Source organism: Rhodococcus sp. USK10 (genome assembly GCF_019378875.1).
In the GTDB taxonomy this organism is placed as follows: Bacteria; Actinomycetota; Actinomycetes; order Mycobacteriales; family Mycobacteriaceae; genus Rhodococcus_F; species Rhodococcus_F pseudokoreensis.
The window spans coordinates 2,203,629-2,225,853 of record NZ_CP076048.1 but is presented as its reverse complement, the minus strand read 5'-3'; the positions used below and the strand labels follow the sequence as shown (position 1 = coordinate 2,225,853).

The following is a 22,225-nucleotide window of genomic DNA, read 5'->3' as shown; positions in this document are numbered from 1 at the left end:
GAACTTCGGTTTCGATCCCGCCGGTCGCGGCCGGGCACACAGGAGGCAAAGAATGAGCGGAACCGTGATCGACGCGCTGAGTTTCTGGGCGCGGATCGTCCCCGGCCAACCGGCCATCGATTTCGACGGCGACGTCGTCACGTATGCGGAACTGTCGCGGTGGGCCGACGGCGTCGCCCACGACCTCGCGGCGCGCGGCGTCGTGCCGGGCGACCGGGTCAGCTTCGTGGGCACCAACACCCTCGAGTGGTGCGCGGCGGCGCTGGGGGCGATGAAGGTGGGCGCCATCGCTGCGCCGTTCAATCAGCGGATGCTCGCCGGCGAACTGACGGCGCTGGTCGAGGATTGCGAGCCGAAGATCGTGTACTGCGATCAGGCGTTCCTCCCGAGGCTCGAGGAGGTGCTGAAGGCGCACGACACGTTCTCGCTCGCCGTCCTCGAACACGACGTGCGGCCCCTGCGCGGCGGGGAGCACAGTAAGTTCCCGACTCCGGTGGTCGACGTCTCGACCCCGACCGCGATCGTCTTCACCAGCGGGACTACGGGCAGGCCCAAGGGCGTGGTGTTCACCCACGCCACCATCGCGGGCGAGATGCACGAGTGGTCGCTGATGGAACCCATCCTGCCCAACGGTCTGCGGCCTCTGCTCGTGCTGCCGTTGTTCACCGCGGCGGGCATCATCTGGGGCATCTCCCGCACCGTCATCCACGGCGGCACGCTCTACCTGCAACCGGGGTTCGACCCGCAGGCCGCCCTGCGTGTTCTGGTCGAGGACAAGGCGACGACGCTCACCGGTCCACCCATCCTGTTCGAGCAGATCGCGAAGGCCCCGGGGTTCGCCGACGCCGACCTCCGCCATCTCACCACCGCACACGTGGGCGGTGCCCGGGTGCCGGTGCACCTGCTGGGGATCTGGCAGGACCGGGGTGTGCAGTTGCGGCAGATCTACGGGCAGACCGAGATCGGCGGTTCCGCGACCGTGATGCCCCGCGACGAGGCGGCCGAGCATCCGGACAAATGCGGGTGGGGTGGCATCTTCACCAAGATCCGAGTCGTCGATGCATCCGGAATCGACTGCGCGCCGGGCGAAACCGGGCAGATCCTCCTCCGTGGGCCGGGAATGATGCCGGGCTACTGGCGCAACGAGGACGCGACGAAGGCCACGCTGATCGACGGCTGGTTGCACACGGGAGATCTCGGAAAGCTCGACGAGAACGGCTACCTGACCTACGTGGACCGGCTCAAGGACATGATCATCTCCGGTGGGCTCAACATCTCGCCCGCCGAAATCGAATCGGTGATCAATCAGATCCCGGAGGTCGAGGAAGTCGCGGTGATCAGCGTGCCCGACGCGAAGTTCGGGGAGACGCCGGCCGCCCTCGTGAAGGCGGCGCCGGGCCTGGCCGAGGCGGATGTCGTCGAGTTCTGCAATCAGCGCCTCGCCGACTTCAAGGTCCCGCGCTACGTCGTCCTGCTGGACGAGCCGTTGCCGCGGATGGCCAGCGGCAAGATCGCCAAACGGGAACTGCGCGACACGTACGCGGACGTGCCGGACACCCACCGGAAGGTGCGCTGAATGACGAACGCGGGTGAACAGAGGGTCGCCGTCGTCACCGGGGGCGGCCGGGGCATCGGTGCGGCTATCGCGCAGCGCCTCGCGTCGGACGGTTTCGCCGTGGCGGTGAACTATTCGCGCAGCGAGACGCATGCGGCCGACGTGGTCGCGAAGATCGTCGCGGGAGGTGGCCGCGCGGTGGCGATCAAGGCGGACATCGGGAACGCGGCCTCCGCCGAGGAGCTGATCTCACGGACCGCCGACACGCTCGGGGCGCCGACGGTGCTGGTCAACAACGCGGGCATGAACCTCGCCGGCTCGGTCCGCAAGCAGGAACCGGACGACTGGGATCGCGTGATCGCGGTCAACCTCAGCGGGGCCTTCTACTGCACGCATGCCGCGTTGCCTGCGATGTACGAGAACGGCTGGGGCCGCGTCGTCTTCTTCGGAAGCCCGTCCGGCGGACGCCGGCCGTCGCCGGGGATGAGCGCCTACTCGGCGGCGAAAGCCGGCCTGACCGGGATGACCCGGACGTTGGCGCTCGAGGTCGCGCGGCGCGGCATCACCGTCAACACCGTCGTCCCCGGTTTCGTCGAGACCGACATCATCAGTTCCGGGGGCGACGCCGCCGTCGACGCCCTGGCCGCCCATTGGCCGCGGATCCCCGCGGAGTCCGTGGCGGCGACCGTGTCGTTCCTCGTCAGTGACGACGCCCGGCACGTGTCGGGTGAAGAGGTGGGCGTCTGGCTCGGCGGTCCGGTGTAGGCGCCTCCGGCGCCCGTGCGCGGTTGACGAGTCCCAGGACTCGTCAACCGCGCACGGGCGCGTCAGCGCCTGTAGGTGGCGGGCCACGCCTTCCCGAGGGTCAGGCCCCCGTCGACGACGATGTTCTGCCCGGTCACGAACGTTGCGTCGTCGGAGACCAGATAGGCGATGGCGCCGGCGATGTCGTGGCCCTCGCCGGCGCGGGGGATCGGCTGGAATGTCGCCAGACCCTGCCGCACGCTGTCGACGCTGGCGTCCAGCGCGTCTCCGTCGAGACCCGCGCCGTGGCCGACGATGCGGGTGGCGACGCCGCCGGGGGTGACCGCATTGACCCGGACGTGGAATTCCGCAAGTTCGCGTGCGGCGCTGCGGGTCATCTGCAGCACGGCGGCCTTCGCGGCGCCGTACGGGTGCGGGCCGAAGCCGGTGCGCACGCCCGCGACGGACGACACGTTGACCACGGTGCCGAACCCCTGCTCGCGCATCACCCGGGCGGCGTGTTTGGTGCCGAGGAAGGCGCTGCGCGCCAGGACGGCGAACGAGGAGTCCCACTCGTCGACGGTGGTGTCGGCGACGTATGTCCAGGCCCCGACCCGGCCGGCGTTGTTGACCATCGCGTCGAGGCGTCCGAAGCGCTCGGTCGCGGCGCGGACCGCGGCCGCGACATCCTCCTCGCGGGTGACGTCGGTGTGCAGGTAGACGCCGTGCTCGCCGAGGGCGGCCGCGACCGCCTCGCCGCGTTCGTCGTCGATGTCCGTGACCACCACCCGCGCACCCCGCTCCGCGAGAAGTGCGCAGGTCGCCGCCCCGATCCCGCTCGCACCACCGGTCACCACCGCGACCTTGCCGTGCAGTTCCGCCATTGTGTTCTGTCCTTTCGCGCCGTCCGTCCGAACTGTGGATCTTGAGGTATTAACCTAAAGGTATTAGCTTGATATGTCGACGGTACCGACACGAAGCGGAGGCCGTCGGAACCACACGAGGGGAAGGCCCCGAATGTCCGAACTGATACTGACCGAGCAGCCGCGACCGGGCATCTTGCTCGTGCGACTGAACCGACCCGAGGCCCTCAATGCGATGAATGCGGAGATGATCGGCGAACTGCACCGGGTTCTGGCCCGGGTGCGGGACGACTCGACGATCCGGGCGATCGTCCTCACCGGCGCGGGCAAGGCGTTCTGCGCGGGCCTGGACTTGCGTGGGTACGGCACCCCGGACGGTGCCGCGGACGGCGAGGGCCGCCCCCAGGCCGGGTTGCGGGTGCAGAAGCACATCGCCGACCTGGTCGAGGCGTTCCGGGGCGCGCGCCCGCCGATCATCGCCGCGATCAACGGCGCCGCGGCAGGCGGTGGTATGGCGCTGGCGCTGATGGCCGACATCCGCATCATCGCCGACTCGGCCGCGCTGCACGCGTCGTTCATCAAACGCGGCCTCTCCAACTGCGACATCGGAGTCAGTTGGCTGCTGCCCCGCATGATCGGGTTCTCGCGCGCGGCGCAGATCCTGCTCACCGGCCGGACGATCGACGCCAGGGAGGCGGAACGAATCGGAATCGCCTCGTCCGTCGAATCCGGCGACGCCCTGCTCGGCGCGGCGCTGGGCACCGCCGAGGAGATCGCGCAGAACACTCCGTTCGGGGTGTGGATGACCAAAGAGGTGATGTGGTCGAACCTGGAGGCGCCGAGTCTCCGGGCGGCGATCGACCTCGAGAACCGCACCCAGATCCTGGCGGCCATGACCAAGGACCACCGCGAGGCGGTGAAGTCCTTCCTCGAGAAGCGCCCGCCCGAGTATCTGAATCACTGATGCAGGGCCGGACCGACGCCACGGCCGGGCCGTGACCACCGCACTGCAGCAGCACCACCGGCCCTCCGGGGCAGTAAGCGAGGAAGATCAGTGAAAGTCGGTATCGCCGCCGGATATTGGGGTTCCGGGCCGCCGCGCAACGTCGACCGGATGCTCGCCGAAGCCGAAGCGCTCGGCGTGGACAGCTTCTGGACGGCGGAGACCTACGGATCGGACGCGCTGACCCCCCTCGCCTGGTGGGGATCGCGCACGTCCACGATCAAACTGGGAACCGCGGTCTGCCAGATGTCGGCCCGGACGCCGACCGCCCTGGCGATGGCGGCGCAGACGGTCGACCACCTCAGCGGGGGCCGGGTGATCGTCGGCATCGGCGCGTCGGGACCGCAGGTGGTCGAGGGCTGGTACGGGCAACCGTATCCCCGGCCGCTCGAGCGGACCCGTGAGTACGTCGAGATCATGCGTGCGGTGTGGGCCCGGGAGAAGCCGGTGACCTACGAAGGCAAGCACTATCAGCTCCCGCTGGACGGTGGCAGCGGCCTCGGAAAGCCGTTGAAGTCGATCGTTCACCCACTGCGCGAGGAGATTCCGGTCTACCTCGGGGCGGAGGGGCTGAAAAACGTCGCGCTCGCCGCGGAGATCGCGGACGGCTGGACGCCGCTGTGGTTCTCGCCCAAGAGCGACGAGTTCTACCGCGCCGCGCTGGCCGAGGGGTTCGGCCGGGACGGGGCCCGCCGGTCGCCGTCGGATTTCGAGATCGCCAACGTGTGCTGGCTGGTCGAGAACGACGACGTGGAAAAGGCGGCGGCCAAGATCAAACCCGTCGTCGCGCTGTACGCCGGTGGCATGGGCGCGAAGGGCGCGAATTTCCACAACGACGTCTTCGCCCGCATGGGCTGGGCCGACGCCTGCGCCGAGATCCAGGAGTTGTACCTGCGTGGGCGGCCCGATCTCGCCGCGCAGGCCGTTCCGACCGAGATGGTCGAGGACGTCGCGCTGATCGGGCCTGCCGACAAGATCTGTGAGGACATCGTGAACCGCTGGAAACCCACCTGTTTGACGACGCTGATCCTCGGCGGCTGGCCGAGGCCGGAGAACCGGGAACGCATCCTCGAGGCGGTGATGTCGTGACGCTCGATCCGCGCACACCGATCCTCGTCGGCGGCGGACAGGTCAACGAGCGGACCGGGGGAGTGGAACCCGTCGATCTGATCGTCGCGGCGGCCCGCGCCGCCGCCGTCGAGGCGGGATCGCCGCGTCTGCTCGAACTCGTCGACTCGGTCCGGTTGATCGGGATGCTGTCGTGGCGGTACCGCGACCCCGGGGCGCTGGTCGGTGAACGCATCGGCGCCGCCGTTCGGCATACCGGGTACACCGGCAGCGGCGGCAGCGGCCCGCAGGTTCTGGTCAACCAGGCGGCCGAGGACATCGCGGCGGGCAGGGCCGACGTAGTCCTGGTGGGTGGTGCCGAGTCCTGGCGGACCCGGATGAAGCTGCGGTCCCAGGGTGTTCGCCCGTTGTGGACCGTGCAGGACGACTCGGTTGCACCCGCAGAGGTCCTCGTCCCCGAGGTGCCGATGGTCTTCGACGGTCAGTCCAGGATCGGGCTCGATCGGCCCGCGTACGTGTACCCCCTGTTCGAGCAGGCGCTGCGGATCTCGTCGGGGCGGTCGGAGGACGAGCACCGCGGCGCGATCGGCGCACTCTGGTCGGGATTCAGCAAGGTGGCGGCGACGAACCCGCACGCGTGGACCGGCCGTGAGTACACGGCCGACGAGATCGTCACGCCGTCCGAGGACAATCGGTGGATCAGCAGGCCGTACACCAAGCTGATGAATTCGAACAACATGGTGGAGCAGGGCGCGGCGCTGCTGCTCTGCTCCGTCGGCGTCGCCACCCGCCTCGGGATTCCCCGCGACAACTGGGTCTTTCCGCACGCGGGCACCGAGGCCCACGACACGTACGACATCGCCGAACGGGAGGCGCTCGACCGGTCACCCGCCATCCGGCTGGCGGGGGCGCGCGCCCTGGAACTGTCGGGAATCGGGCGGGACGACCTGGCGCACGTGGACGTGTATTCGTGCTTCCCGTCGGCCGTCCAGGTCGCCGCCGCCGAGTTGGGGCTGCCCCTCGGCGATCCCGGTCGACCGCTGACACTGACCGGCGGCCTCACGTTCGCGGGCGGTCCGTGGAACAACTACAGCACCCACGCGATCGCCACCCTGGCGACCCGGCTGCGCGAGGCGCCGGGAACGTACGGGCTGATCACGGCGAACGGCGGCTACCTCACCAAGCACGCGTTCGGCGTCTACCGGACGGAGCCGCCGCGCAGCGGTTTCCGGCGCCAGGACGTTCAGGCCGACGTCGACGCGCTGCCGACCACGACGGCGCTCACGAGCTATGAGGGGTCCGGCTCGATCGAGTCCTGGACGGTGGTGCACGGTCGCGACGGCGCCCCGGAGCGCGGCTTCGTGGCGGTGCGGACCGGCACCGGCGAACGCACGCTGGCCACCACGACGGAAACAGGCGCGCTGGCCCGTCTGGTCGGCGTCGACGTCGCGCGGGACACAGCGGTCGTCGCCGCCGACGGCACGTTCCGGTTCGCGGACGATTGACTCCGGTTTACCTAACGACATAAGGTATAGGAATCGAGGGCATCCGCCGCGAGGTGTGAGGTTCTCACGGAGAAAAGGAGTTTCGAATGTCTGTCGAAGACTTCCGCGAACTGTACGAGCGGCACGTCGGATACGTGGTGTCCGGAGACATGAAGTCCGCACTCGCCGACATGGTTCAGGCGAACCTGCCCGCCGTGTTCGACGGTGTCACTGTTCCCCGCGGCGACGTCGACGGGTTCGAGATCAAGGACGTCCGGGCCGACGGCGACCGCCGAATCGGCGAGACGGTGTACACGACCCCGGGCGGCACGATCGGCCTGCGATCGATCTGGGAGCGTCACGACGGCCGCTGGCTGGCCGCGGCGCTCGAGAACTTCCCCGCCGAAGGAGGCCGTCCGGCATGACGGGAGAACCGTGGGGACCGTCCGCCGACGGCCTCGACCAACCCTACTGGGACGGGCTCACCCGAGGTGAGCTGCGACTCCAGCGTTGCGGCAACTGCAAGACCTGGATCTGGGGGCCGCAATGGGTCTGCGGATCCTGCCACACCCTCGACCCGAACTGGGAGTCCGTGACGCCCACCGGGACCGTGTACAGCTGGTCGCGCAGCTGGTACCCGTTCATCACCGAACTGGCCGACCGGGTCCCGTACGTGACGGTCCTGGTGGAACTTCCCGAGGCCGGAAACCGCCGGGTACTCGGAATCCTGACCGGCGACGACACCGACGCCATCCGCATCGGCGACCCGGTCGTCGGTCACATCGAACACGACGAAGGCGCGACCTGGCCGCTGCTGCGCTGGCGTCGATCCACCGAAGGAGCGCAGGCATGAGTGCACTCACCATGCGCGGGGCGGCCGCCGTCGTCGGCGTGTCCGAACTGCACTACCGCCGCGGCGAGGCCCCGGCGGGTGAACTGAGGATGACGCTCGAGGCGATCCTCGCCGCCTGCTCGGACGCCGGCATCTCGCCGCGCGAACTCGACGGATTCGTGTCGTATGCGGGCGGCGGGCACGACGGTGCGGTCATCGGCGGCGCACTGGGCGTCGACGACGTCCGGTGGTCGAACATGATGTGGGGCGGTGGCGGCGGGACGGTCGCAGCCGCGATCAACAATGCCGCCGTCGCGATCGCAGCCGGGCAGGCCGAGTGCGTCGTCGTCTACCGCTCGATGGCACAGGCGGATACCGGGCGGCTCGGATACGCGAAGTACCACTACGGCCCGCACTTCCTCGCGCACGGCGTCGGATCGCCAGCCCAGGTGTGCGCACTGCGGACGCAGCGACTGCTCGAGCACGACGGGGTGCCGCGCGAGACCATGCGTGCCCTGGTGCTCGCCGCGTACCGGCACGCCCAGAACAATCCGACCGCGCAGGGCTACGGCAAGCCGCTCGACGAGGCGACGTACGAGTCGTCCCGCCTGATCACCGAACCGTTCCACCTGTACGACTGCTCGCGGGAGAGCGACGGCGCCGTCGCGCTGGTGCTGGTCTCCGCCGATCGCGCGAAGTCGCTGCGACCCGATCCCGCGTACGTTCTCGCGGGAGCCCAGGGCGCACCGGGCGGCTACTCCTCGATCATCGACAACGACGACCAGTACGCCACAGCGGGTTTCGCGGGCGCTGCCGGACGACCCGGGGTCGCGGACCGCCTCTGGGCCGCAGCAGGTCTGGGCCCTGACGACGTGGACGTCGTCCAGGTGTACGAGAACTTCAGCGGGCCCGCCGTCGCCGCGCTCATCGACCACGGCCTGGCGCCGTCCGGACCCGCCGCAGGCGAGGTCCTCACGGTCGACAACCTCACCGCGGGCGTGGGCAAGCTCCCCGTGAACACCAGTGGCGGCAACATCGCCGACTCGTTCGTCAACGGAATGGGGCTCGCCGTCGAAGCGGTGCGTCAGATCCGGGGCACGTCGACCAATCCTGTGGCGCACGCCAAGACGTCGCTGTTCATCGGCGGCCCGATGGCACCGCTCGTCAGTTCGACGCTCTTCGCCCACGAAGACGTGCTGTAGCACCCCGACTCTGTGAGAAGGATCGACATGGACAACATGACCGTGGACCGCGACGCTCTGTTCATCGGTGGCCGGTGGGTCGCCCCGCAGGAGGGTGCCGCGGCCGACGTCGTCGAGGCTGCCACGGAGAAGGTGCTCGGGCGTTCGGCGCTCGCTTCGGCAGCCGACATCGATGCCGCCGTCGCCGCCGCACGCGACGCACACCGCGGACCGTGGGGACAGCTCGACAACCGCGCTCGCGCAGACCTTCTCGACGTGTTCGCGTCCGCGCTGAAGAAGCGTGGTCGCGACACCGCGACGTTGGTGAGCCGCGAGAACGGGATGCCGATCTCACTCTCCGCCGGGGTCAACGGTTTCGGGCCCGCCGCCATGATCCGCTACTACGCGGCGCTCGTCCGCGAGGCGGCATCCGAGGACGTCCGTCCCAGCGCGTTCGGCGGCCGCACGGTGGTCCGGCGTGAGCCGGTGGGCGTCGTCGCCGCGATCACCCCGTGGAACTACCCGCAACCCCTCGCCGCGATGAAGATCGCGCCCGCACTCGCGGCCGGGTGCACCGTGATTCTGAAGGCCGCCCCCGAAACCGCGCTCGACGCGTTCGCGTTCGCGGATGCCGCCGAGGAGGCCGGTCTGCCTCCCGGCGTCCTGAACATCGTGCCCGCGGGCCGCGAGGCGAGCGCCTACCTGGTGCAGCACCCGGGGGTCGAGAAGGTCGCGTTCACCGGGTCGACGGCGGCGGGACGAGCGATCGGCGAGGTGTGCGGCAGGCTGCTGCGCCCCGTCACGCTCGAACTCGGCGGCAAATCGGCTGCAATAGTGGCAGCCGACGCCGACCTGTCCGTGTTCGCCGCGAACCTCGCCGAGGTGTCGCTGGTGAACAACGGCCAGACGTGCCATGCGAGTACCCGGATCCTCGCCCCCCGTGCCCGGTACGAGGAGGTCGTCGAGGCGGTCACCGAGACGGTCCGGGGTCTCGTCGTCGGGGATCCCCTCGACAAGGCCACCGCGATCGGGCCGCTGGTCAGCGCCGCCCAGCGCGAGCGCGTGCTCGGCTACATCGAGGACGGGCGCAGCGCGGGCTACCGCACGACGACCGGCGGGGGCGTACCGGATTCGCAGTCGCTCGGCTGGTTCGTCGAGCCGACGGTGTTCGTGGACGTGGACAACTCCGCCCGCATCGCCCAGGAGGAGATCTTCGGACCCGTTCTGACGATCACCCCCTACACGGACGAGGACGAGGCCGTGGCGATCGCCAACGACTCCGAATACGGGCTGGGCGGCACGGTCTGGACGGCCGACGAGGAGCACGGACTCGCGCTGGCCTCGCGGATCCACAGCGGGACCGTCGGCGTCAACCACTACGCCCTCGATCTCGACGCGCCGTTCGGGGGAGTCAAGTCCTCCGGTCTCGGACGCGAACTCGGTCCGGAAGGCCTGAACCCGTATTTCGCGACGAAGTCCGTGTATTTCGGAACACGCTGATTCGACACGCTTTTCATTCACCACCAGATCTGATCGAACGGAGCAGGCGATGACGCTACCGCTGACCGGTGTCCGCGTACTGGACCTCACCGACGGCCTCGGTGAGTCGTGTGGCCGGTACCTCGCCGACCTCGGCGCGCAGGTGACGAAGGTGGAAGGTCCGGGAGGTGCCCGCTCACGCCGCGCCGAGCCCGTGGTGGACGGGGTCAGCATCCCGTTCGCGCTGCGCAACGCGAACAAGCGGGGGATCGTCGTGGACCTCGACGATCCCGCGGGCCGGGACCGGCTCCGGGAACTCGCCGCGGAATCCGACATCCTGGTGGAATCGCACGCGCCGGGCCTGCTGAGCGAGCGCGGAGTGGGCGCGACCGAACTCTCAGCTCTCGCACCGTCACTGGTGTGTGTATCGGTCACACCGTTCGGGCAGACCGGGCCCTACCGGGACTGGGCGGCCACGGAACAGGTGCTGTACGCACTGAGCGGTGTGCTGTCCCGCTCGGGCGCTCCCGGAGCCGAACCCCTCCTTCCTCCCGCCGGCCTGGTGGAGGAGACGGTGGGGATGCACGCCGCCTGGTCGGCGCTGCTCGCCTACTACGACCGCATCCACACCGGGCGCGGCCAGGTCGTGGACCTGTCCGCCTTCGAGGCGCTCGTGCACGGCTTCGATCCCGGTTTCGGGACGCAGGGTTCCGCGGCCGCGGGGCGCTCCGACGACTTCCCCCGGAACCGGCCGGACGCCTCGAACTTCTATCCGGTGTTCCCCTGCGCCGACGGCTACGTGCGGATCTGCCTGCTGGCCAAACGGCAGTGGCGGGGAATGTTCGAATGGCTCGGCGAGCCGGAGGAATTCGCCGACCCGAAGTACGACACCATTCCGGCCCGGTTCGCCGCCGCCGACACCCTGCACCCCCTCATCGAGGCGCTGTTCGCGACCCGCACCCGCGACCAACTCGTCGCCGAGGGTGCGACCAGGGGAGTGCCGGTCGGCGGCGTCCTCTCGCTCGGGGAAGTACTGACCACCGAGCACTTCGACGTGGCCGGTGCCCTCGCGGACATGGAGATCGCCACCGGGGTGCACGCCCGGGTTCCGACGGGATACGTGTCGATCGACGGCGCACGCGTCGGAATCAGGACCCCGGCGCCCGAGGTCGGGGAGCACGACGCCCAGGCCCAGGCCACGCGGGAGACCCCGGCGGGCGGGGCGTCCGAGACGCGGCGACGGGGCGCCCGCCCCCTCGACGGCCTCCGCGTTCTCGACCTGGGCGTGATCGTCTTCGGCGCCGAACTCAGCCGCCAGTTCGCCGACTACGGCGCCGACGTCGTCAAGGTCGAGAATGCGAAGTTCCCCGACGGTCTCCGCCAGTCGAAGCGGGGTGCGGCGCTCGCCGCGTCCGTCGCCTGGGGGCACCGCAACAAGCGCAGCCTCGGTCTGGACCTGCGCAGCCCCGAGGGCGGGGAGTTGTTCCGCCGACTCGTCGCCGAGGCCGACGTGGTCCTGGCCAATTTCAAACCCGGAACGCTCGCGTCGATGGGCCTGTCGTACGACGAACTCGCCGCACTCAACCCTGGCATCATCGTGTCCGAGAGCAGCGCGTTCGGCAGTACCGGGCCGTGGAACAACCGACTCGGCTACGGCCCGCTGGTGCGTGCCGCGTGCGGTGTGTCCGCCCTGTGGCGGTACCCCGGGAACGAAGACCTGCTCTGTGACGGCTCGACCGTCTATCCCGATCACATCGCCGCGCACGTCACGGCGATCGCGGTACTCGCCGCGCTGATCCAGCGGACCCGCACCGGAAGGGGCGCGGCGCTGGAGGTGGCGCAGGCGGACACCGCGCTCGTCCAACTCGGTGCTCAACTCGTCACCGAATCGCTCCGACCGGGCACCGTCTCCGCGCCCGGCAACTCCGATCCATTCGCCGCGCCTGCCGGGGTGTTCGCCTGCGCCGGTGACGACGAGTGGTGCGTCGTGTCGGTCCGGGACGACGACGACTGGGTGCGCCTGTGCACCGCGATCGGCACGCCCGAGCTGGCGGACGTCCCAGCGTTCCGTACCCGGTCCGAGCGGATCCGCAACCGGGTGGACGTCGACGCCGTGCTGGGCGAGTGGTTGCAGACGCGTTCTCCCGCAGCGGCGGTCGCGCAGTTGCAGGCGGCGGGAGTGCCCGCCGGGATGATGCTGCGACTTCCCGAACTGCTCACCGATCCACACCTGGCGGCCCGCGACGCCTACACGGAAACCCATCACGCGTTGCTCCCGAAGGCGTTGCCCACGGCAGCCCGCGTCGCGCGCTTCTCGGCCATAGCCGATCCGCCGCTGCGCCAGGCCCCGATTGCCGGGCAGCACAGCCGGGAGATCTGCGCGGACCTGCTGAACATGACGACCGCAGAAGTGGATCGCCTCGTGGCCGAGGGGATCCTGCAACCGCCCGCCACGGATCCGTCGCCGATCGGGGTGGCCGCCTCCGCCGCGAGGTAACGCACGAGTTGATTCGACAGCGGCCCGGGTTCCCCTGGGCCGCTGTCGAATCGCGTCCATGTCACGGGTGTTCCGGGGAGGTCGGAAGACCCGAGGGTAAAGCGTAGACAAAACTAATGGTTGTTGGTTAACGTGGCACCCGTCACAATCATTCTCGAACTCTTCGAGACCGCACGACACGGAGTGTGTGCATGACGACCAGCTCATCAACCGCCGCAGACGGCGCCACGACGGTCTCCGGTTCCGGGTCCGCCGGCGACTCGAAACGAGCCAGCCGCGCCGCCTTCGTCGGAACTCTGCTCGAATACTACGATTTCAGCCTCTACGCCTCCGCCGCGTCGGTGGTGTTCGGGAGCGTGTTCTTCTCCGGTGCGAGCCCGTTCCTGGCCACGCTGCAAGCGGTCGGGACGTTCGCAGTCGGCTTCCTCGTGCGGCCGATCGGCGGTGTCGTCCTCGGCAGCCTCGGCGACCGGATCGGACGGAAGAAGATCCTCGTCTTCACCCTCGTGATGATGGGGGCCGCGACGATGCTCGTGGGTCTGCTGCCCGGCTACTCGCAGATCGGCTGGCTGGCCCCGGCCCTCCTCGTCCTCCTCCGGATCCTCCAGGGAATCGGCGCCAGCGCCGAATACGGCGGCGCGACCCTGGTCGCGGTGGAGTTCGCGCCGCAGCGCCGACGGGGACTTCTCGGATCCTTGCCCGGGGCGGGAGCGTCCATCGGCGGCGTTCTCGGCACCAGCGCCCTGCTGATCGTCTCGGCCGCGCTTCCCGAGGAAGCCTTCATGTCCTGGGGGTGGCGCCTGCCGTTCCTGCTCAGCGGACTGATTCTCCTGTACGGCCTGTCGCTGCGGGCCCGGTTGCCCGAGACTCCGGCGTTCCGCCACATCGAGGAATCGAACGACAAGACCACGTCCCCGGTTCTCGACGTCATCCGCCGTCAACCACGCGCGATCCTGTCCGTTCTCGTGATGGTGTTCGGGCAGGCCGGTCTCGGCTATTTCTATCTCGTCTTCATGCTGACCTACGGCCGCAACCAACTGGGCATGGGGCAGACCGACATCCTGATCGGACTGGTGCTCGCGCAATTGAGTTGTGCGGCCTTCATTCCCCTGTTCGGGATGCTGTCGGACCGGGTGGGCCGACGACCGGTCATCATCTCCGGCTTCGTGTTCTCCGCGCTGCTCGCCTTCCCTGCGTTCTGGCTCGTCGGGCACGGCGGCGGTACCGCCGCGTTCTGGTTGGTCCTGGTGCTGGGGAACGGGGTCGGTGTCGCGGCGATCTTCGGGCCGATGGGGGCGTACGTCACCGAACTGTTCGAGACCCGGCACGCCTTCAGCGGTCTGGGGTTGGGCCGTGAACTCGGGAACGCGCTCGGTGCCGCGCTCGTGCCGGTCCTCGCGGTGCAACTCGCGTTCAACGACGGCGGCAGCACCGCGGCACTGAGCATCCTGCTGGTGGCGATCTCGGTGGCGGGCGTCGCCGCCGCATGGGTCTCGGTGTCGCGAACCCAGCGCGCGCGGGACGGTGCGGAGCGGGCCGCGTCGTCCGAGGTCGCGGTCTAGCGGAGGTCGTGGTTCAGGGCAGAGGCGCCACGGGATGGCAGGCGGGAGCGACGGCCGTCGCCGGATCGAGGAGGTTGCGCACGATCCGGAGCGTGATGTCGTCGTAGACCATGGTTCCGTGATTGGTCAGATCCTCGGGGCAGAAGTCCTGAACCACGACGTTGGACACGTTCGGTCCGGGCGGCAGTTGCGACTCGCTCAACTGCACGACGAGGTCGTGCCTGGAACTGACGGTCGCATACTCGACTCCCGGGCGGGTCATGCCGCCCTCACCGGTCTCCGTGACGAACGCGGAACCCGCCGTCCCGTCGTCGACCGCCGGAATCACGCTCCCGACGGCATCTTTCGCCTGGGAATACGCGGCGAGAAGGTTCAGCATCCCGTAGGCGCTGATGCCGTTGGTGGCGGGAGCGACCCCGATCATCGTGCCGATCTTCGACTCCCCACCGAGGTGGTTGATGTAGTGCAGCGGCACCAGTCCGCCCTGGGAGTGCCCGACGAGATCGACCCGGTCGGCGCCGGTGGCGGCGAGGACCGTCTCGACGAAATCGCCGACCTGCCGGGCGGACACGCGCATGTCGCCGGTCTGATGGAACGGGCCGGTGTCCGGGCCGCCGTAGTCGAGGCCGAAGACGCAGTAGCCGTCGGCTTTCAGCTGGGGTGAGTACATCGCCCAGTTGGCGTAGCTGTTCTCGAACGTTCCGTTGACGAGGACGACGGGCCGCGGATGCGCGGCGTCCGGCCTGCACGAGAAATCGTTCATGCCCTGTGGGATCGCGTCGGGGTGCTCGATGGAATAGGCCCACGCGGCAGGCCACCCCGTTTGCGGGGGCCCCACGGGAGCCGTGTCCGGGGCGGCGTCGGCCACCGCCGGAGTGCCCAGGACTGCCAGGGCTCCGAGAACTGCCACCGTGCGTGCGCGTGCACCCATCGCGTCCGACTCCTCTACCGCAGAGCGACCGTTTTACCTAAGTAGTGTAGTTTCTGCCCGGGTGTGCGTGGGTGGGAACGGCGCAAAGAAGGGGTGCGGCGAATACATTTTCGCCGCACCCCTTCTTCCCGGAATCGTTCAGGCCTTCATCAGGTCTCGATGGATGATTTCCTTCATGATTTCGTTGGTGCCGCCGTAGATCCGCTGGATCCGCGCATCGATGTACGCCTTGGCGACGGGATACTCCATCATGTAGCCGTACCCACCGTGGAACTGCACCCCGGCATCGATGACGCGGCCCTGCAGTTCCGTGGCCCAGAGCTTCGCCTTCGCCGCATCCACGGCGGTGAGGGTGCCCGCGTTGTGCTCACGCACGCACCGGTCGATGTACGCGCGGGACACCTCGACGGCGGTCTGCAGTTCGGCGAGGGTGAACCCGAGGCCCTGAAATTCCCCGACCCGCTTGCCGAAGGCCGTCCGCTCCTTGACGTAGTCGAGAGTCCAGCCGAGGACCGCCTCGGCGGACACCTGCGCGGCGATACCGATACCGAGTCGTTCGAGGGGGAGGCTCTGCATCAGATACGCGAACCCCGAACCGATCTCACCGAGCAGATTCTCCTTGGGGACGCGGACGTCCTCGAAGAACAATTCGGCGGTGTCCTGGGCGTGCAGACCGAGCTTGTCGAGTTTGCGGCCCCGGGCGAATCCCGGCGTCCCGTCCTCGACGACGAAGAGGCTGAAGCCGCGCGAGCCGGCCGAGGGATCGGTCTTCGCGAACATGATCACGAGGTCGGCGAGGATTCCGCTGGTGATGAACGTCTTGGACCCGTTGATCACCCAGCTGTCGCCGTCCAGGACCGCCGTGGTCTGGATGGCGCGCAGGTCGCTGCCCGCGGCAGGCTCGCTCATCGCGATCGCGCCGATGGTCTCGCCGGTGACGAACCCGGGCAGCCAGCGCCGACGCTGCTCGGCGTCGGCGTGACGGAGCAGGTAGTTCAGCACGATGTCGTCATTCGTGGAGAACCCGGACTGCAGGGCCGACGCGCCGACCCGGGCGATCTCCTGCTGGATCACGAAGCGGAAGCGGTAGTCCAGTTCGCCGGGCCCGCCGTATTCCTCGGGGACGGACAGTCCCAGCAGGCCCTGGCGACCGGCCGCCAGCCAGGTCTCGCGATCGATCAGGCGATCCGCATCCCATTTCTCGAGTTGGGGCACCACGTGCTTGTCGACGAATCCCCGCACGGATTCGCGGAACAACTCGTGGTCCCGGTCGAACAGATCGCTCTGCATGTGTTCCTCCTGATGCGGGACGCCCGTGGGGCGCCCCGCACGTCATGTGTTGTCAGTTCGTTGCCAGTAGTTTCTGCGTCTCACGCCGGAACACCTGGTTGGCCACCTCGTTCTGGCCCAATACCATCCGGCCGGCGTTGGCGCTGGTCATGCCGTGCTGCGAGTCCCGCAGAAGGGGGAAGTCCTCCGCGTGGAGAACGGCGAGGAGAATCTCCCAGTTCTTGGTCCACAGGCGGGTCCACTTCTCCTCGGTCATCTCGGTCTCCGCGACCGGCGGCACGATCAGGCGCATCTCCATGCGACAGCGCTGCGGATCGGTGGGGTGCGGCCGGAAGGTGAGGAGCTGGAAGTGATCCGGCTGCCGCAGCAGGGTGCTGTTGGGGAGCAGGAAATGGGTTTCCGTGATGTCCTTGGCCAGGCTCCGGTCGCCGGGATCTTCTTCGATCCATCGGTCGATCGACTTGCGCGGCGCGATGAATCGGCAGTGCCTGCCGAAGTCCTCGAACGCCATCACGTTGGTGTGGATGTGCTTGGCCGCGGTATTCGGGTGCGCGTACTGGATGTGATATCCGTCGAGGAACGCGTCCTGCATGATCTTCCAGTTCACCGGCTCGTCGAATCCCTCGGACCGGAAGGCGATCTTGGAACCGAGGTCGTAACCGGCGACGATCGTATCCATCTCTTCGCCGAGCCAGGCCGCCACGTCGATGTCGGCGTCCGCGTCGTCGACGACCCAGATGAAACCGTGACGTTCCTCGGTCGGCAATTCCACGAGCCCCATGTTCGTGGTGTCGGTCTCGCCGAACGTGTTGTCGCGGGTGATCGTCCGGAGACTGCCGTCCGTGTCGTACGACCACCGGTGGTAGGGGCAGGAGAAAAGGCGGCAACGGCCCTTCTCCTCCTTTTCGAGGAGGGCGCCGCGGTGCCGGCAGAGGTTGACGAACGTCTTGACGCCGCCGTCGCGCTGCCGGACCACGATGATGTTGTTCCGTGGCATCTGCAGGGTGAAGAAGTCGCCGGCACGGGGGATCTCGGAGCCGTGCGCGACGATCGAGGGGACACGCCCGAAGATGAGGTCACGTTCCCGCTTGGCCACGGCCGGATCGGTGAACTCCTCCGGCTGGAACCAGGTGATGTGCTCGAATTCGTCCGTCGTGTCGTTGCGCAGGTGATCCAGGGCGCGGCGAATGCGTTCCTCGCGGGGGGCTCCGACCTCGGTCATTGCGTTTCCTCCAGTGTCGTGCGGAGTCGATGGGCCGGCGTTGTCGCCGCTACCCGTCACCGGCTCCGAATGCGGTGTGGATCGACGCATTAAATCTAACTCACATAGATTTATGTGTAAACCCTCGCAGGTCCGGCCGTTGCGGGTGTTATCAATGAGCATTAGGTTTAGGTGACACCGTCCGATGAGGAGTGATACGGATGATTTCCTGTCAGTGGTGCGAGGAACTCGCAGACGACGACCGCGACGAAGTTCTCGCCCTGGTGGGCGCGGCCGCGGAATACGACGACGAAGCGGGGTTCTCGCGCATCGAACCGCGTGATGTCACGGCACATTCGCGGCCGGGGGTGCGGGTATCGCATCTTGCGGTCAAGGCGCGCCGCGGTCTGAGCGCTCTCGACGACGTTCCGCTCGTCGTGGTGGCGTACCTCAACATCGCCGTGGACGACGACGGTCTCGGGACCGTCCAGTTCGTCGTGCACCCCGACTATCGATCGCGGGGAATCGCGACCCTGCTCGTCGAGGAACTGGGCCTCGACGTGGACCGGCCGGACGGCTGGATGGGTACCGGTGCGCGCGCGCTGCGCGTCTGGGCCTTCGGCACGCATCCCGCGGCCGAGCGCCTGACCCGACGATTCCGGATCTCGTCGGTGAGCCGGCTGTGGACCCTGTTCCGCAGCCTGACCGGGCCGTTCGCGGTTCCGCTCGATCCGGTGCCCCTCCCGGCCGGGTCCGTGCTGGAGGCGCCGCGCGGGCTCGAGGCCCCCGAGTCGGTGACTGCTCTCGACGACGTGCTGGGCCGTTCCGGAATTCCGGCCGCTCAGCTGGAAAAGCTGTCGGAGAGCCGTGCCCACGGAACCGGGTCCGTCGTACTCGCGTCCGGCGACGCCGGCCGGCCCCAGGGGTTCGTGTGGCTGGACCCGTCGCTGCACACGCACCTCGAACTGCGGGCGGCGTGGATCCGTGCACTGGTGCTCGAGAAGGAGGCACGGGGCGGCGGCCTGGGTGCGGCGCTGCTCGTGCGGGCGCTCGAGGTGCTGCGCGACGCGGGGGCCCAAATCGCCTTGATGAGAATCGATCCCGACGACGACGGTGCGGTCCGGCTCTGCCGGTTGCTGTCGTTCGAGCAGGAGGATGCGCATACGTGCTATCAGGTCGGTGAGTGGCACGAGGCTCCCGGCTACCTCTGAGGCATGAGACGGAGAACGATATTTGTTCCACTGTTGACGAGCGGCGAATGCCGCGCTACTGTCCTGTGACACGGCTCACAAGAAGTGTCCGTTTCGAGGGCGTCCGGCCGACGGCCCTCGAACCCAAGACCCACATCCAGTGCTCACCTCGCGCGCACGCCGCGCGACATTCCGGCGCACATCACCGACATCTCAGACTCGGTTGAACGAGAGGACACGTCATGGCACGACTCGAGGGGAAGGTCGCGTTCGTCACCGGTGCGGCTCGCGGACAGGGACGTTCGCACGCGGTGCGACTGGCGGAGGAGGGCGCCTCCGTCATCGCGATGGACATCTGCGAGCAGATCGACACCGTGTTCTATCCGATGGCGACCACGGATGACCTCGCCGAGACCGAACGCCTGGTCAAGGAGGCCGGCGGTTCCATCGTCACGTCGGTGGGCGACGTCCGGAACCGCGCCGACGTCCAGCGCGCGTACGACGCCGGGATCGAACAGTTCGGGCACGTCGACATCGTCCTGCCCAACGCCGGCATCATGCCCGTCATCGGACCCGGTGATCAGCCGCAGGCGTGGCACGACGCCATCGACGTGATGCTCACCGGCGTGTGGCACGTACTCGAGGTGACGGTGCCCGGGCTGATCGAGCGGGGCGAGGGCGGGTCGATCGTCATCACCAGTTCCGCCGCGGGCCTCACCAGCATCGGACTCAACACGTTCCCCGGCCAGGCCGGTTACTCCGCGGCCAAGCACGGCGTCGTCGGTCTCATGCGCCTGTACTCGAAGCAGCTTGCCAAGCACAGCATTCGGGTCAACACCGTGCATCCCACCGGGGTGAACACCCCGATGGTGGCCAACGCCGAATACGGCGAATTCGTGAACTCGCACCCCGAGGTCGCGAACGACGAATCGTACAAGAATCCGATGCCGGTCGAGCTGATCGAGGCCGTCGACATCAGCAACGCCATCGTGTTCCTCGCCTCCGACGAGGCGCGGTACGTCACGGGCGTGACCCTGCCGGTCGATGCCGGCTACAACAACCGTTGAGCGAAGGGAATTTTCGACCATGACGACAACAGAGTCGGCGGCCGCAGCGCCTCCGAAGATCGCCGATCGCGAGCAGGTGTTCGTGGGCGGCCGGTGGGTGGAGTCGACGGGAGACGAGTGGATCGACCTCGTCGACCCGTTCACCGAGAAGAAGGCGGCGCGAATCCGCAGCGCCACAACCGAAGACGTAGAACGCGCCGTGCAGGCGGCCCGCACGTCGTTCGATTCCGGTGAGTGGGCGTCGCGCACGATGGCCGAACGCGCCGACGTCCTCGACGAGATCGCCTCGCGACTCGAGACCCGCGTGGAAGAGTTGACCCCGCTCGGCGTGATCGAGGTCGGCATCCCCGTCGCGGTCAGCGGCCCGACGCAGCAGATGACCGCCGGGTTGTTCCGCGCCGTGGCGGCCGTGGCCCGCGACTACTCCACCCGCGACGACCGGACCCGGGCCGACGGCGGGGTCTCACGAATCCTGAAGGAGCCGACCGGGGTTGTCGCCGCCATCATCCCCTGGAACGGGCCCATCGGGACGATCGCCTTCAAGGTGGCCCCCGCTCTCGCCGCAGGCTGCTCGGTGATCCTCAAGACGGCGCCGGAGGCCCCGCTGTCGCCGTCCGTGTTCGCCGACGTCATCGGGGAACTGACGGCCGAAGGCAAGATTCCGGACGGTGTCGTCAGCGTTCTCTGCGCCGACCGGGAGGTGTCCGAAACTCTCGTCACCAATCCCGACGTCGATCACATCACGTTCACCGGAAGCACTCTCGCCGGGCGGCGCATCATGTCGCTCGCCGGGGAGCGCATCGCCCGGGTGTCGCTCGAACTCGGTGGCAAGTCGGCGGCGATCATCCTCGACGACGCCGACCTGGGGCACGTCATGCAGTCGCTCCCGATGGGTGGCTGCATGCAGAGCGGTCAGGCGTGTATCGCGCTGACGCGGGTGCTCGTGTCACGCAAGCGCCACGACGAGGTGGTCGAGGCGCTGAAGGGTGCACTGGGCTTCCTCACCATGGGAAATCCGTGGGAGCAGACGACATTCCTCGGCCCGCTCGCCATGGAACGGCAGCGTGACCGGGTCGAGAGTTACATCGCCTCGGCGAAAGAGGAGGGCGCGACCGTCGTGCTCGGAGGCGGCCGCCCGGCAGGCGTCGACCACGGCTTCTTCGTCGAACCGACCCTGATCGACGGCGTGCGCAACGACATGCGCGTCGCGCAGGAGGAGATCTTCGGTCCCGTCGTCTCCGTGATCACCTACGAGGACGAGGAGGAGGCGATCGCCATCGCCAACGACTCGATCTACGGACTGTCCGGTGCGGTGTACACCGCCGACCTCGAGCACGGTTTCGAGGTGGCCCAGCGTATCCGGACCGGAACGGTCAGCGTGAACGCCACCATCATCGATTTCACCGTGCCGTTCGGCGGCTACAAACAGTCCGGCGTCGGACGTGAAGGCGGCGTCGAGGGTCTCGAGGAGTTCTTCGAGACCAAGACGGTGCATCTGCCCGCCACCGGGTAGCGGATCGCCGGCACCGAGATGACGAAGGGCCCCTGGAACATCGTGTCCCAGGGGCCCTTCGCCTCGTCGGGCGCCGGCGTGTCAGGCGGAGCGTTCCTGCGGTGCGTTCGCGGCGGCCGCATCGTTTCGCATCACGCCGTACAGGAAGCTGCGGATCATCTCCTCGAACAATCGCTTCGACGAGAGTTCGTTGGCGGCAAGCGCTTCGGCGAGGAGCGGCTGAGACTCCGGGTCGACGTTCGGGAAGATCGTTGCCCGGGTGCTCGGCTTGCGCATCGCCTCCGTGAGGACCGCGCCGATCGACAACGTCTCCATCCCGTCCAGAATCTGGACGTGGAGATGCGTCGGCACACCGGAGTCCAGCAGGAATCGCGCTGTGTCCTCGTACGTGCCGATCAGGAGGTCCCGGGGCAGGTACTGCAGGAGGATCGGCGCCGCGTTCCGGTGCCGCAGGATGGCCTGGCGGAAATTCATGCTCAACGCCACGAAGAACTCGGGCCAGTCGGGACCGGGTTTGCGGCGGGGACGGACCACGGACGCGCCGGCGATGTGGCGTGCCACCGCGGACAGGATCTCGCTCTTGTCCGCGAAGTGGTGGTACAGCGACGGCGCCTGCACTCCGAGGTGCTTGGCCAGTCGCGGCAGACTGAATGCCTCGAGTCCTTGGGAATCGATGATCTCGATGGACGCCTGCACCGCAGCCGCGCGGCTGATCAGGGGCTTCGATGGTCGGGGCATGTCAGGCTTTCCGGTCAGGGTGTTCGC

The 22,225-nt window shown here is 68.4% G+C and carries 19 protein-coding genes; 14 read left to right on the top strand and 5 right to left on the bottom strand.

The genetic code is table 11. The annotated features are described in order from the left end of the window. Window positions 1-52: 52 nt before the first annotated feature. Complete coding sequence (locus I1A62_RS17355) at window positions 53-1,576, top strand: class I adenylate-forming enzyme family protein (RefSeq protein ID WP_219459260.1); 1,524 nt, start codon at window positions 53-55, stop codon at window positions 1,574-1,576. Continuing rightward, window positions 1,577-2,320 carry an SDR family NAD(P)-dependent oxidoreductase gene (locus I1A62_RS17350; protein WP_219459259.1) on the top strand — a complete coding sequence of 248 codons (744 nt, stop codon included), beginning with the start codon at window positions 1,577-1,579 and terminating at the stop codon, window positions 2,318-2,320. 62 nt (window positions 2,321-2,382) lie between these two features. On the opposite strand, the gene I1A62_RS17345 is transcribed toward I1A62_RS17350, so the two are convergent. Then, window positions 2,383-3,183, bottom strand: a complete 801-nt coding sequence (locus tag I1A62_RS17345) for a glucose 1-dehydrogenase (protein WP_124395554.1) — start codon at window positions 3,181-3,183, stop codon at window positions 2,383-2,385. Between the two features lie 133 nt (window positions 3,184-3,316). Between I1A62_RS17345 and I1A62_RS17340 the strand changes: the two genes are divergently transcribed. From I1A62_RS17340 to I1A62_RS17300, 9 genes are all read left to right on the top strand, one after another. Continuing rightward, the gene (locus tag I1A62_RS17340) at window positions 3,317-4,126 is read left to right on the top strand and encodes an enoyl-CoA hydratase/isomerase family protein (protein WP_124395555.1); all 810 of its coding nucleotides are present in this window, start codon (window positions 3,317-3,319) and stop codon (window positions 4,124-4,126) included. A 90-nt stretch (window positions 4,127-4,216) separates the two neighbouring features. Further along, window positions 4,217-5,254 (top strand): LLM class F420-dependent oxidoreductase, encoded by a 1,038-nt coding sequence (locus I1A62_RS17335; RefSeq protein ID WP_219459258.1) that lies wholly within the window; start codon window positions 4,217-4,219, stop codon window positions 5,252-5,254. Next, complete coding sequence (locus tag I1A62_RS17330; RefSeq protein ID WP_219459257.1) at window positions 5,251-6,738, top strand: acetyl-CoA acetyltransferase; 1,488 nt, start codon at window positions 5,251-5,253, stop codon at window positions 6,736-6,738. The genes I1A62_RS17335 and I1A62_RS17330 overlap by 4 nt, the downstream gene beginning before the upstream one ends. 86 nt (window positions 6,739-6,824) lie before the next feature. Further along, the gene (locus tag I1A62_RS17325) at window positions 6,825-7,142 is read left to right on the top strand and encodes a hypothetical protein (protein ID WP_219459256.1); all 318 of its coding nucleotides are present in this window, start codon (window positions 6,825-6,827) and stop codon (window positions 7,140-7,142) included. Beyond that, window positions 7,139-7,570 (top strand): Zn-ribbon domain-containing OB-fold protein, encoded by a 432-nt coding sequence (locus I1A62_RS17320; RefSeq protein ID WP_124395559.1) that lies wholly within the window; start codon window positions 7,139-7,141, stop codon window positions 7,568-7,570. The genes I1A62_RS17325 and I1A62_RS17320 overlap by 4 nt, the downstream gene beginning before the upstream one ends. Continuing rightward, complete coding sequence (locus I1A62_RS17315) at window positions 7,567-8,751, top strand: transporter (RefSeq protein WP_206009993.1); 1,185 nt, start codon at window positions 7,567-7,569, stop codon at window positions 8,749-8,751. Before I1A62_RS17320 ends, I1A62_RS17315 begins: the two co-directional genes overlap by 4 nt. Before the next feature lie 27 nt (window positions 8,752-8,778). Next, complete coding sequence (locus I1A62_RS17310; RefSeq protein ID WP_219459255.1) at window positions 8,779-10,230, top strand: aldehyde dehydrogenase; 1,452 nt, start codon at window positions 8,779-8,781, stop codon at window positions 10,228-10,230. Window positions 10,231-10,279: 49 nt separating this feature from the next. Beyond that, window positions 10,280-12,706 carry a CaiB/BaiF CoA-transferase family protein gene (locus I1A62_RS17305; RefSeq protein ID WP_219459254.1) on the top strand — a complete coding sequence of 809 codons (2,427 nt, stop codon included), beginning with the start codon at window positions 10,280-10,282 and terminating at the stop codon, window positions 12,704-12,706. Window positions 12,707-12,897: 191 nt separating this feature from the next. Beyond that, window positions 12,898-14,268, top strand: a complete 1,371-nt coding sequence (locus I1A62_RS17300) for an MFS transporter (RefSeq protein ID WP_219459253.1) — start codon at window positions 12,898-12,900, stop codon at window positions 14,266-14,268. 13 nt (window positions 14,269-14,281) lie between these two features. Here the strand turns inward: I1A62_RS17300 and I1A62_RS17295 are convergent, their stop codons facing one another. The 3 genes from I1A62_RS17295 to I1A62_RS17285 form a co-directional block, all read right to left on the bottom strand. Continuing rightward, window positions 14,282-15,199, bottom strand: coding sequence for a triacylglycerol lipase (locus I1A62_RS17295; RefSeq protein ID WP_124395564.1), 918 nt, complete (start codon window positions 15,197-15,199; stop codon window positions 14,282-14,284). Between the two features lie 138 nt (window positions 15,200-15,337). Continuing rightward, window positions 15,338-16,489, bottom strand: coding sequence for an acyl-CoA dehydrogenase family protein (locus tag I1A62_RS17290; protein WP_219459252.1), 1,152 nt, complete (start codon window positions 16,487-16,489; stop codon window positions 15,338-15,340). Between the two features lie 52 nt (window positions 16,490-16,541). Then, window positions 16,542-17,711, bottom strand: a complete 1,170-nt coding sequence (locus I1A62_RS17285) for an SRPBCC family protein (RefSeq protein WP_124395566.1) — start codon at window positions 17,709-17,711, stop codon at window positions 16,542-16,544. Window positions 17,712-17,911: 200 nt separating this feature from the next. Here I1A62_RS17285 and I1A62_RS17280 point away from each other — a divergent pair, with 200 nt between their 5' ends. The 3 genes from I1A62_RS17280 (at window position 17,912) to I1A62_RS17270 (ending at window position 21,460) form a co-directional block, all read left to right on the top strand. Then, entirely contained in the window at window positions 17,912-18,901 is a 990-nt protein-coding gene (locus tag I1A62_RS17280; protein ID WP_219459251.1) for a GNAT family N-acetyltransferase, read from the top strand. A 221-nt stretch (window positions 18,902-19,122) separates the two neighbouring features. After that, window positions 19,123-19,947 carry a mycofactocin-coupled SDR family oxidoreductase gene (locus I1A62_RS17275; protein WP_087559244.1) on the top strand — a complete coding sequence of 275 codons (825 nt, stop codon included), beginning with the start codon at window positions 19,123-19,125 and terminating at the stop codon, window positions 19,945-19,947. A 19-nt stretch (window positions 19,948-19,966) separates the two neighbouring features. After that, a complete protein-coding gene (locus I1A62_RS17270) occupies window positions 19,967-21,460 on the top strand; it encodes an aldehyde dehydrogenase (protein WP_219459250.1) in 1,494 nt (497 codons plus the stop codon). A gap of 81 nt (window positions 21,461-21,541) precedes the next feature. Here the strand turns inward: I1A62_RS17270 and I1A62_RS17265 are convergent, their stop codons facing one another. Beyond that, entirely contained in the window at window positions 21,542-22,198 is a 657-nt protein-coding gene (locus tag I1A62_RS17265) for a TetR family transcriptional regulator (protein WP_072939750.1), read from the bottom strand. Window positions 22,199-22,225: the final 27 nt, after the last annotated feature.